9 protein-coding genes are annotated in these 11,773 nt (G+C 75.0%); 4 read left to right on the top strand and 5 right to left on the bottom strand.

Annotated elements, in window-relative coordinates:
* Positions 1–20: 20 nt before the first annotated feature.
* Both ACFVGS_RS02155 and ACFVGS_RS02160 read left to right on the top strand, forming a co-directional pair.
* Positions 21–1,190, top strand: a complete 1,170-nt coding sequence (locus ACFVGS_RS02155; protein ID WP_385689455.1) for an SPFH domain-containing protein — start codon at positions 21–23, stop codon at positions 1,188–1,190.
* An 8-nt stretch (positions 1,191–1,198) separates the two neighbouring features.
* Positions 1,199–2,194 (top strand): M23 family metallopeptidase, encoded by a 996-nt coding sequence (locus ACFVGS_RS02160; protein WP_385689458.1) that lies wholly within the window; start codon positions 1,199–1,201, stop codon positions 2,192–2,194.
* Here the strand turns inward: ACFVGS_RS02160 and ACFVGS_RS02165 are convergent.
* The 3 genes from ACFVGS_RS02165 to ACFVGS_RS02175 form a co-directional block, all read right to left on the bottom strand.
* Positions 2,191–2,880, bottom strand: a complete 690-nt coding sequence (locus ACFVGS_RS02165; protein ID WP_384411327.1) for an ABC transporter ATP-binding protein — start codon at positions 2,878–2,880, stop codon at positions 2,191–2,193. The genes ACFVGS_RS02160 and ACFVGS_RS02165 overlap by 4 nt on opposite strands.
* Positions 2,881–2,932: 52 nt before the next feature.
* Positions 2,933–4,405 carry an ABC transporter permease gene (locus tag ACFVGS_RS02170; RefSeq protein WP_384411326.1) on the bottom strand — a complete coding sequence of 491 codons (1,473 nt, stop codon included), beginning with the start codon at positions 4,403–4,405 and terminating at the stop codon, positions 2,933–2,935.
* A 191-nt stretch (positions 4,406–4,596) separates the two neighbouring features.
* The gene (locus ACFVGS_RS02175) at positions 4,597–5,808 is read right to left on the bottom strand and encodes an ROK family protein (protein WP_385689461.1); all 1,212 of its coding nucleotides are present in this window, start codon (positions 5,806–5,808) and stop codon (positions 4,597–4,599) included.
* Positions 5,809–6,092: 284 nt separating this feature from the next.
* Between ACFVGS_RS02175 and ACFVGS_RS02180 the strand changes: the two genes are divergently transcribed.
* On the top strand, positions 6,093–6,647 hold the full coding sequence (locus tag ACFVGS_RS02180; protein WP_385689464.1) for a winged helix-turn-helix transcriptional regulator: 555 nt from the start codon (positions 6,093–6,095) through the stop codon (positions 6,645–6,647).
* Positions 6,644–7,579: a ketopantoate reductase family protein gene (locus ACFVGS_RS02185; protein WP_385689467.1), complete on the top strand. Its 936-nt coding sequence runs from the start codon at positions 6,644–6,646 to the stop codon at positions 7,577–7,579. The genes ACFVGS_RS02180 and ACFVGS_RS02185 overlap by 4 nt, the downstream gene beginning before the upstream one ends.
* Before the next feature lie 12 nt (positions 7,580–7,591).
* On the opposite strand, the gene ACFVGS_RS02190 is transcribed toward ACFVGS_RS02185, so the two are convergent.
* Positions 7,592–8,386 (bottom strand): maleylpyruvate isomerase family mycothiol-dependent enzyme, encoded by a 795-nt coding sequence (locus ACFVGS_RS02190; protein WP_385689470.1) that lies wholly within the window; start codon positions 8,384–8,386, stop codon positions 7,592–7,594.
* Positions 8,387–8,477: 91 nt separating this feature from the next.
* A complete protein-coding gene (locus ACFVGS_RS02195; protein ID WP_385689473.1) occupies positions 8,478–11,513 on the bottom strand; it encodes an alpha-mannosidase in 3,036 nt (1,011 codons plus the stop codon).
* Positions 11,514–11,773: the final 260 nt, after the last annotated feature.

Genomic DNA, 11,773 nt, shown 5'->3' on the forward strand with positions numbered 1-11,773 from the left:
GTGACGGCCGGAAGGGCCTGATGACCGAGCAACAGAAGCGGCCCCTGCCCGTGCGCGTGCGCTTCCACGCCGACGGCATACCGATGGACGACCTGTTCCGCGCCGACCCGAAGCCCGCGACGACACCCATGACGTCGCCCATGACGTCGCCCACGACGACGCCTCCGGCGACGTCTCCGACAGCGGACCTGGCGGCGGACCTGGCGGCGGTCCTCCCGGCGGTGCCCCAGCCGGCCCGGCCCGGGTCCTCCGGGCGGCCGGAGTCCCGGCAACGGACCGCCGACGCGCGTGAACTGCCGCATCGGCCGCCGCCCGACGAGCCCGAGCTCGTCGAGCGCAACGGCCCCGCGCTGCCCGGCTGGTGCGCCGTCCTCGTCGGTCTGACGGCGCTCGGCGCCGCGACCGCGCTGCTGTGGCGGGCCCGGCCGCTGCGCACGGTCCAGCTGCTGCCGTGGGAGTGGGCCGCGCTCGGCGGCTGCGCCGTGGTCGCCGTGCTGGCCTTCGGCGGGCTCACCCGTGGCCGTACGGGATCCGCGTGGGTGCTCTCGCTGTTCGGCCGCTACCGGGGCAGCGTGCGGCGCACCGGACTGGTCTGGATCAGCCCGTTCGTGCTGCGCCGCCGGATCGACGTACGCCTGCGGCACTGGCGCAGCGAGCCGATCGCCGTGGTCGACGCGGAGGGCGCGGCGCTGCGCGTGGTGGTGCTCGTCGTGTGGTCGGTACGGGACACGGCCCGGGCCCTGCTCTTCGTGGACGACCACCTGGACTACCTGCGCGAGCAGGTGGAGGCGGCTGCCGCGCGCGTCCTGTCCCAGCTGCCGGCCGACGCCTTCCGTGGCGACGGTCCCACGCTGCGCGACGCGGAGGCGGTGGGCGCGCGGCTGACCCGGCTGCTCGCCGCGGAGTGCCGGCCCGTCGGCGTCGCGGTCTTCTCGGCGCAGCCGACCCGCATCGAGTACGCGCCCGAGGTGGCGGCGGCGATGCGGCGGCGGCAGATCGCGGCGCTCGACGCCAGGCACCGGGACTCCGTGCTGACGAGCGTGATCGACGCCGTGGACGACACGGTGACGCGGCTGACGACCCGCGGGCTCGTCGAGCTCGACGACTTCGAACGCCAGGCCCTGGTCAAGGATCTGACCGTGGCCTTCTACACCCGGCGGGGCGGACTGCCCGACCAGGGACAGGAGTGAGAGGAAGGATGCGCGTGCACGTGCGGGACGACGACACCCTGGACCTGCGGGTTCCCGGGTTCACGGACGAGATGCCCGGAGGCGGCTGCGACTGCGCGGGCTGCGCGGCGGCCCGGAGCGCCGCGCGCGCCGAGCGCGGCGGCGGTCCCGCGGCACTGCGCGGGGTGCGCTGCGCCGTCGTGGCGACGCTCGGCGCGGTGGCGCTCGCGGGCACCGGCGCGGGCCCGGCCTCGGCCGAACCGGCCCCCTCGCACGCGGGCCGGGACGGCTCGCGGTACTGGTACAAGAACGCGGCCGGGGCGTGGCGTTGGACGAGCCACTACGACACGTACCTGAGGAACGGCGCGGGTGCGGCGCCGGCGGCGGAGCGGTCCGGCGCGGGGCAGCGGCGCTCCGCCGGGGAGCCGGTCTTCCGTGGGCGGCGGGGCTGGGACGCCCGGGACCGCGTCTACTGGTTCAGGAACGGCGGCCACTGGTACTGGACCAGCCACCGGTGGAAGTACGAGCAGCGGACGGGCGCGAAGGCCGGTGACCGGGGCCCCACGGCCGGCTCCGGCTCCTCGGGCGGGTCCCGGGGCGGCTCATCGGGCGGGACCGTGCGGGGCTGGACGGTGCCGGTCTCGTCGTACGTCTTCACCGGCTCTTACGGCCAGCACGGCTCCTGGTCGAAGGGCTATCACACCGGGCAGGACTTCGCGGTGCCGTCCGGCACCACGGTCCGCGCGGTCGGGCCGGGCCGGGTCGTCCGCGCGGGCTACGACCGGAGTTACGGCAACGAGGTGGTGATCCGGCACGCGGACGGCCGCTACACCCAGTACGCCCACCTGTCGCGCATCGACGTGTCGGTGGGCCGGAGCGTCTCGGGCGGGCAGCGCATCGGCCGCTCCGGCGCGACGGGCCGGGTGACGGGCCCGCACCTGCACTTCGAGGTGCGGACCACGCCGTACTTCGGCTCGGACGTCAGCCCGCTGGCGTACCTGCGGGCCCACGGGGTGCGGGTCTAGGCCGCGGGGACGGGGTTCTCCTTGAGGGTGATCCGGCCCTTGCGGAGGGTCGCGACGCGCGGGGCGCGGCGGGCGATGGCGCTGTCGTGGGTGACCATCACGAAGGTCAGGCCGTGCTCCTTCCAGAGCCCTTCGAGCAGGTCCACGATCTCGTCGCGCATCGACTCGTCGAGGTTGCCGGTGGGTTCGTCGGCGAGCAGCACCTTGGGCTGCTTGACCAGGGCCCGGGCGACGGCGACGCGCTGCTGCTGGCCGCCGGACAGCTCCGAGGGCAGATGGCCGGCGCGCTCGCCGAGGCCGACGGATTCCAGGGCCTCGGCGGCGCGGCGGCGGCGTTCGGGCGCGCGGACGCCGAGCGGGACCAGTGCGGTCTCCACGTTCTCCTGGGCGGTGAGCGTGGGGATCAGGTTGAAGCTCTGGAAGACGAAGCCGATGAGCCGGCTGCGCAGGTCCGTGAGGCGGCGCTCGGAGATCGTCGCCAGGTCGGTGCCGTCGAGCAGGACGCTGCCCGAGCTGGGCCGGTCGAGGCCGCCGAGCATCTGCAGCAGCGTGGACTTGCCGCCGCCGGTGGGGCCCTGGATGACCAGCCGGTCACCCTCCCGGACGGTCAGGTCGATGCCGTCGAGGGCGTCGACCTTCTCCTGGCCGCGCCGGTACTGCTTGGTGACGCCGGTGAGTTCGTACATGGTTCCAACTCCTGTGGTACGGGGTGGGGTCGGGCGGGCGGCGCCCGCGGGGCTACTCGACGCGGCGCAGCGCGTCCGCCGGGCGCAGCCGGGACGCACGCCAGGCACCGAAGGCGCCCGCGACGAGGCCGCCGCCGAGGGCGAGGAGGACGGCGAGGCCGACGGTGGTGAGGCTGACCGGGGCGGTGAGGGCGATGTCGAGGGTCTTGCCGAGGGCTTCGGCGGCGCCGGGCCCGCCGGGTCCGCCGCCCACGACCAGCCGCCCGCCGCCGGGTCCGCCGAGGCCGGCGCCCGCGCCGAGTTCGGCGGTGAGGGTGGGGCTGACGGCGGTGACGAGCCAGGCGCCGCCGAGGCCGGCCGCGATGCCGAGGACGCCGCCGATGAGGCCGTTGACCAGGGCCTCGCCGACGACCTGCCGGGTGACCCGGCCGCTCTTCCAGCCGAGGGCCTTGAGGGTGCCGAACTCGCGGACGCGGCGGCTGACGGCGGAGGAGGTGAGGAGGCCGGCGACGAGGACGGCGGCGAGCAGCACCGCGTACGAGAGCCAGCGGCCGACGGTGGTGGCGAGGCCGGCGGCGGTGTCGAGCGAGCCGGACACGGTCTGGGCGAGGTCGGCGGAGGTGGTGACGGTGGTGCCGGTGACGTTCTTCTGGATGGCGGCCTTGACGGTGTCGATCTCCTTGGAGTCGGTGGCCTTCACGTAGACCGTGGTGACCTTGCCCTGGGACCCGGAGAGCGTCTGCGCCTGCTTCAGCGGCAGGTAGACCTGGGCGGCGGCCTGGCCGCTGTCGGCGGTGGCGATGCCGACGACGGTGAGCTCGACGCCCTTCACGGTGAGGGTCTTGCCGACGGACAGGCCCTCCTGCCTGGCGTAGGCGCTGTCGAGGATCGCGACCTTGGCGTCCGTCTCCTTGGTGGTGAAGCCGCGGCCCGAGGTGAGGGCGGAGGTGGTGAGGGGGCCGAGGTCGGGCGTGGTGACGTCGGTGCCGTAGAGGGTGAAGGAGTCGACGTCGAAGGCCGCGCCGCCGCCGGTGACGGTGTCACCGGGGCCGGAGCCGCCGCCCGGACCGCCGGGGCCGCCGGGCTGTGCGGCCTGGCCGCGCTGGATCTCGCCGCGCTGGAACTCGCCGTTGATCCTGAGGTTGACCAGGCTGAGGCCGCCGACCGCCTTGGCGACGCCGTCCTGCTTCGCGACGGTGGCGACGGTGGAGTCGGGGAGGGTCTGGAAGCCCTGCACCATCAGCCGGTCGCTGCTCTGTTCCTCGCCGTCGTCCCGGCCCTTGAACTCGAAGCGGGGCCGCTGGGGCTGCTGCCCGGTGCCGGGCTGCTCCCGCGCCTTGGTGACCGTGAGGTCCGTCCCGAGCCCGTAGAGCGATTCGAGGACCTTGTCCTGGGCCTGCTTCATGCCGGACGAGACGGAGTTGACGACGATGACCAGCGCGATGCCGAGCGCGAGCCCGGAGGCGACGACCAGCGCCGCCTTTCTGCGACGGCGCAGCTCGCGCCGGAGGTAGGTGAAGAACATGGGCGCGAAGCTAGGAGCGCCCCGTGATGAGCGGATAAGGCCCGGGTGAGAGCGGGATGAGAGTGTGCGGCCCGGCCTTCCCCCGCGCCCGGCACTCGGCCGGGGCGGAGGGCCGACGGGCTGCGTCGGCGGGGCTCGGCCGGGGCGACAGCGCCCGGGCGCGCCGTTCGGGCCGGCGAGGCGACCGGGTGTCAGCCGCCGTACGCGAGAGGGTCGGACAGGATGTCGCGGAGCACCAGGGCGGCCGCGCCCCGGGCGGCGTCGGCGGTGCCGGTGGCCGCGCGGAGCCGGCCCTTGGCCGGGGACCAGAGCCCGGAGACCACCCGGCGGGCGAGTTCGGCCTCGGCGGCGGGCGCGATCCAGGGCATGAGGCGCGGGTACGTCCCGCCGAGGACGACGGCCTGCGGGTCGAGCAGGTTCACCGCGCCCGAGACGGCGACGCCGAGCATCCGGCCGGCCTCGTCGAGCGCGGCCAGCGCGCGCGGCTCGCCCTCCTCGGCCCGCCGCACGAGAACGTCGATGCCGCGCGCCCCCGCGGCGCGCAGCAGCGCCGACTGGCCCGCGTACCGCTCCAGGCAGCCGTTGGAGCCGCAGCGGCAGCGCGGCCCGTCGGGCCTGACGGTCAGATGGCCGATCTCGCCGGCGAAACCGTGGGCGCCGCGCAGCAGTTCGCCGTCGAGGACGATCGCCCCTCCGACGCCGATCTCGCCGGTGACGTGCAGGAAGCTGCGGACGTCACCGAGGTCGCCGAACCACAGCTCGGCGAGGGCGGCGACATTGGCCTCGTTGTCGGAGGCTACGGGCAGGGCGGGGGCTCCGGCGGGCCGGGCGCCGGCGAGCGCACGGGCGAACAGGGCGTCCGCGTCGACCCGGTTCCAGCCGAGGTTGGGTGCCTGCTGGACGGTGCCGCCGGACACCAGGCCGGGCAGCGCGAGCCGCACGCCGGTGGGCCGCAGGTCCCGCTCGGCGGCCTCGGCGAGCACGTCGGCGGCGACGCCGGCCGCGCGGCGCAGCACCTCGACGGGGGCGAGGGCGCGGTTGTCGAGGCGGACGGTGCGGCGGACCCGGTCGGCGCCGCCGAGGTCGGCGACGCACACGCTCACGTAGTCGACGTTGAGCTCGACGCCCAGCCCGGCAGGTCCGGTGTCCGCGGGCTTGAGGACGGTGCCGGGGCGGCCCGCCTGGCCGCTGAACGTCTTGCCGGACTCGACGAGCAGGCCGCTTTCCAGGAGCTGTTCGACGAGCGAGGACACGGCGGCGCGGGTGAGGCCGACGCGGGCCGCGACCGCCGCGCGCGTGGTCTCGCCCGCCTCGTGCACGGTGCGCAGCACGAGGCTCAGGTTGTGCCGGCGTACGCCCGCCTTGTCGGCCTTGGGTTCCGGGGTGTCCCTGCGGGTCTTCATCGTGGCCAGAGCCTAACCGCAGCGCTGCCGAACGGCCGGTCGAATACCTCGCCGGACTGCCGGCTGGATACCTCGCCGGACTGCCGGGCGGATACTTCCCCGGCCGCCCGGGCGGATACCTCCCCGGGCAGTCGGGCGGATGCCACCCCGGGCAGCGGGGGGATCGGGGGCCGGTCGTGGAGCGATCGCGGGGCTGACCGTGGGCGGGCAGCGGCGCTGGTCGCGGGGCGGGCCGTGCGGCAGAAACAGTTCGGTCACCGAACTCTTTGCGTTAGGGTCTGTCCATGACACTTCCGCGTACCTACAGCGGGCAGAGCTGCGCCCTCTCCCGCTCGATGGAGATCGTCGGCGAGCGCTGGACGCTGCTGATCGTGCGGGACGCGTTCCACGGCGTGCGCCGCTTCGGCGAGTTCGCCGCGCATCTCTCGGTCCCGCGCGCCGTGCTCACCGACCGGCTCGGCACGCTCACCGCGGCCGGAGTGCTCGAACGCCGCCCCGACACCGGCCGGCGCGAGGTGTACGTGCTCACCCCCAAGGGCGTCGGGCTCTGGCCCGCGGTCCGCGCGCTCAGCGAGTGGGGCGACCGCTTCTACCCGGCGGAGGGCGGGCCGCGCCGCGTCTACGTCCACGTGGCCGACGACGCCCCGGTCGGCGAGGACGGCCGCTGTACGGACTGCGGTGACTCCGTCCCCGTGGCCGACCTGGTCGTCACCCCGGGGCCCGGTGTGGCGCCCGCCGGGCCCGACGCCGATCCCGTGACGGCCGCGCTGGCCCGGCCGCACCGGCTGCTCACCCCGCTTCTCCCCCAACCCGCCCACAGAGAGGTCGTAGAACGATGAGGATCCTGGTCGTCGGCGCCGGTGCCACCGGTGGCTACTTCGGCGCCATGCTCGCCCGTGCCGGACAGGACGTCACCTTCCTCGTCCGCCCCGCCCGCGCCGAGACACTGCGCCGGCGCGGGCTGCGGGTCGTGGGCAGGAGCGAGGAGTTGCGGGTCGATCCCGTGCTGCTCACCGCCGACGAGCTGGCCGCCGCGCCGGAGCCGTACGACCTGGTGCTGCTGTCGGTCAAGGCGACCGCCCTCACGGCGGCGACGGAGGACCTGGCCCCGGCCGTCGGACCGGACACGGCGATCGTCCCGCAGCTCAACGGGCTCGCCCATCTCGACGTCCTCACCGCCCGGTTCGGCGCGGAGCGGGTGCTCGGCGGGGTCTCGAAGGTGGTCACCACCCTCGACGACGAGGGCGACATCCTGCGGCTCGCGCCGCTCGCGCACCTCACCGTCGGCGAGCAGGACGGCACCGTCTCGCCGCGCGTGGAGGCGATCCGCAAGGTCCTCGCCGACGCGGGCATCGACACGCGCGCGCCCGGGAACGTGCTCACCGCCATGTGGCACAAGTGGGTCTTCATCACCACCTTCGGCGCCCTCACCAGCCTGATGCGCGGCACGGTCGGCGAGATCAACGGGCAGCCGGGCGGCACGGAGCTGGCGACCCGCCTCCTCGACGAGGCCTCCGCCGTGGCGGCCGCCGCCGGTCACCCGGTGCCCGAGGCGGAGCGCCGGGCGAGCCTGGACGTGGTGACGGCCACCGGGTCCCCCATGGTGCCGTCGCTCTACCGCGATCTCACGGCGGGCCGTCCCACCGAGGTCGAGCACCTCTTCGGCGACCTGACGGACCGGGCCCGCGCACTCGGCGTGCCGACGCCCCTGCTCGACCTGGCGACCCTGCACCTGCGGATCCACCAGGCGCGGGTCACCTCGGGGGCCTGAGGGCCGGCCGCCTCACGGGGCGACGAAGAGCCGGGGAAAGCGGGGGCCGAGCCAGGGTCTGCGGCCCCAGGCGAGCGCCCTGCCGGTCGCCATGACGGGGACCGGGTCGATGCGTCCCAGCGCCATCAGCAGGAAGGCGACGGGCTCCGTCAGGATCGTGCAGTCGGCGCGGTCGACGGGGCCCTCGGCGGTCGTCACCCGCCCGTCGACGACCGTCGCGCCGAACTCGGCGCCGCCCCACAGCCGTACGCGGTAGCGGGCGGTGAGTCCGGCGACGGCGGCCGGGTCCGCGACCCGGGGCATCGCGGCGACCATGAACGGCAGGGTCAGCTCGACCCGGCGGCGGTCCAGCATGTGCGGGCGTCCGAGCGCCCGGGCCAGGTCGTAGCCGTGGCCGAGCATGTGGGTGAGGAGGTACGCGCCGAGCCCGGCCGGGCCGAACGGGCCCATCGGGGTCTCCACGACCTCGTCGGGCGCGCGTTCCTCGACGGCGTCGAGGAAGGCCAGGGCCTGGTCGTGGATCAGGTCCGCGAGCGGCCCGGCGGCCCGCTCGGGGAAGGCCGCCAGGGCTTCCTCGTTGGCGGCCGCGATGCTCTGCGGGCTGCCGTCGCCGTACGGGCGGGGCCGGCCCGCGGCCAGGTCCGCCATGAGTTCGTTGGCCTGGCCGAGATGGGCCGCGGTCTCACCGAAGGTCCAGGTCAGACGAGGCACCGCGCACCCGGTGTCGGGCGCGGCCCGTACGACCTCGGCGATGTCCCGTGCGGTGCCGCGTATCGCCTCGCCGAGTCCTTCCGGCAGCACGCCCATGTCTCCCCCGTTCACCCGCCCCGATGGATCAGGGCGCAAGAGTAGGGGGTGGCCCCGGCACCTGCCCAGGGCCGGGGCCACCCGTCCTGCCTCACGCCCTGGCGAGCCGCAGCGTGAGCAGCTGGAAGGGGCGCAGCTCGACGAGGACGCCGTCGCCCTCGACCCGTACCTCCTGCTCGTCCCTGGGCCGCTCCAGGAGGTCGCAGAGCCGGGCGCCGACGAGGGCGAAGCCGGCGGTGAGGCGGGTGCGGGCGCGGCCGCCCCGCGACTCGTAGAGGCGGACGACGACGTCGCCGCTGCCGTCGTCGGCGAGCTTGACCGCGCTGAGGACCACGGCCTCGTCGCCGACGCCCACCAGGGGCGCCACGTCGGCGCCGCCGGGCACCCGCCGCTCGGGCAGGTTGATCCGGTAGCCCTCGCGGACCGCGTCGCCCACGCTCGCGCCGGGCACGAGGGCGTGCCGGAAGCGGTGGAGGCCCTGGTCGGTGTGCGGGTCGGGGAAGCGGGGGGCGCGGAGCAGGGAGACCCGTACGGTGGTGGTCGTGCCGCCGTCCTCCGGCCGTACGGTGCGGGTGACGTCGTGACCGTACGTGGAGGCGGTGACGAGGGAGACGCCCCAGCCGGGCTCCTCGAAGTGGACGAACCGGTGGTTGCAGGCCTCGAACTTGGCGGCCTCCCAACTGGTGTTGGTGTGGGTGGGGCGGTACAGGTGTCCGAACTGGGTCTCGGCGGCGTAGCGGTCGGTGTGCAGGTCGAGCGGGAAGGCGGCCTTGAGGAACTTCTCCGTCTCGTGCCAGTCCACCTCGGTGCCGAGGTCGAGGCGCCCGGCGCCCGCGGTGAGGGTCAGGGTCTGGACGGCGGTCGACGCGCCGAAGGAGCGGGTGACGCGGACGGACACGGCGTCCGGGGAGTCGGCGACGACGGTCAGGTCGTCGAGGCCGGTCAGGTCGGTGACGGTGTTGCGGTAGAAGCGGTCGACGTCCCAGGCGTCCCACATGTTGGGGAAGTCGGGGTGCAGCTGGAGGAGGTTCGCGGCGGTGCCGGGGGCGACGGTCTCGCGGCCCGTGCCGAGGTCGACGACGGAGACGAGGAGTCCGCGCCCGTCCACGACGGCCCGCAGCAGCCCGTTGTCGAGGACGAAGCCGCCTCCGTCACGGGGTTCGACGGTGCAGCGGCCGGGTGCGGCGGCCAGGGTGCCGGCGCGGCGGGCACCGCCCGCGGGGACGCCGGCGGAGGCGTGCGGGGCGCTGTTGAAGACGACCTCGGTGTCTCCCGGTCCCGCGAGGGCCCGCTGGGCTCGGTCGATGATGCCGCCGAGCTCCTCGGCGACGGCGGCGTAGGTGCGTTCGGCCTCGCGGTGCACCCAGGCGATCGAGGAGCCGGGCAGGATGTCGTGGAACTGGTGCAGCAGCACCGTCTTCCAGATGCGGTCCAACTCGGCGTACGGGTAGGGGAACCCGGTCCGGACGGCGGCGGTGGCGGACCACAGCTCGGCCTCGCGCAGCAGGTTCTCGCTCGCCCGGTTGCCCTGCTTGGTGCGCGCCTGGCTGGTGAGGGTCGCGCGGTGCAGTTCCAGGTACAGCTCACCGACCCAGACGGGCGGCTCGGGGTACTCGGCCTGGGCCTTGGCGAAGAACTCGGCGGGCCGCTCCCAGCGGACCGTGGCCGAGCCTTCGAGGTCGCGCAGCCGGGCCGCCTTGGCGATCATCTCGCGCGTGGTGCCGCCGCCTCCGTCGCCCCAGCCGGTGGGTGCGAGGGAGCGCCGGGCGCGGCCCTTGTCCTTGAAGTTCCGTACGGCGTGGGCGATCTCCTTGCCCCGCATGGAGCAGTTGTAGGTGTCGATCGGCGGGAAGTGGGTGAAGATCCGGGTGCCGTCGACGCCTTCCCACCAGAAGGTGTGGTGCGGGAAGGAGTTGACCTGGCTCCAGGAGATCTTCTGGGTGAGCAGCCACTTCGAGCCGGCCTCCTTGATGATCTGCGGGAGTCCGCCGGCGAAGCCGAAGGTGTCGGGCAGCCAGGCCTCCTCGTTCTCGACGCCGAACTCGTCGAGGAAGAAGCGCTTTCCGTGCACGAACTGGCGGGCCATCGCCTCCGACGAGGGCATGTTGGTGTCGGACTCGACCCACATGCCGCCCGCCGGGACGAAGCGGCCCTCGGCGACGGCCTTCTTGACCCGGGCGTAGACCTCGGGCCGGTGCTCCTTGATCCAGGCGTACTGCTGGGCCTGGGACATCGTGTAGACGAAGTCCGGCTGGTCCTCCAGGAGCGCGGTCATGTTGGCCGTGGTCCGGGCCACCTTCCGTACGGTCTCGCGCAGCGGCCAGAGCCAGGCCGAGTCGATGTGGGCGTGGCCGACGGCGCTGATGCGGTGGGCGGAGGGCTCGGCGGGCGAGGCGAGGACGCCGGCGAGCTCGGCGCGGGCCGCGGCGGCGGTGCCGTTGACGTCCTGGAGGTCGACGGCGTCGAGGGCGCGCTCGACGGCCCGCAGGACGTCCCAGCGGCGGGCGCCCTCGACGGGCAGCTCGGCCATCAGCTCGCCGAGCACCTCCAGGTCGCTGACGAGCTCCCACACCGTCCCGTCGAAGACGGCGAGGTCGAGCCGGGCCAGCCGGTACTGCGGCCGGTCGCCCGCGGTGTCCTTGTCGCCGAGGTCGGTGGGCAGGAACGGGTGGTAGTCGAGGATCACCGGGTTGGACGCGGCCTCCACGTGCAGCAGCACCTCCTCGCCGCCGGCCGCCGGGGCGGCGATCCGCACCCACTGGTTGCGCGGGTGGAGACCCTTCACCGGGGTGCCGTCGGGGCGGTAGACGAGGCCTTCGCACTGGAAGCCGGGCATGTTGGCGTCGAAGCCGAGGTCGATCAGCGCCTCGACGGTGCGGCCCGCCCACTCCTCCGGCACCCTGCCGGAGACGGTGAGCCAGCTCGTGCCCCAGGGCGCGCCCCAGGCGTCGCCGACGGCGATCGGGGCACGGGGTGCGGCGAGGCCCTGGGCGACCGGGACGGGTTCGCCGGGTGCGGTCCAGATGCCGGCCTGGAGGGGGACGGACTCGGGGTACACGGCCGGTCGGATGCGTTCGTCGAGGACGCGCTTGAGGCGGGACTCGACGAGGCTTCGGTCGTCATGCATGCGGAGCACTCCGTGGGTGGGAGGTGCGGATACGGGTCGTGGGTGGGCACGTCGGGTCGGGTCAGGGCGGGTCAGGTGGCCGGGCCGGCGAGTGGCGCCGTCGGACCGTGGGTCCGGCGGTGGCCGGGGCCTTCCGGCGTCACCGGGCGCGGGGCCCCGGCCCCCCGCACCCCGGTCGGGGCCGGGGGCCAGTTGGCGGTTTGCCCGGGCGGGCCGGGGGGGGGGGGCGGCGGGGCGGGGGGCCCCGCCCCCCCCCCAGC

Origin of the sequence: Streptomyces sp. NPDC127114 (assembly GCF_042677525.1) — a bacterium.
Lineage (GTDB): Bacteria > Actinomycetota > Actinomycetes > Streptomycetales > Streptomycetaceae > Streptomyces.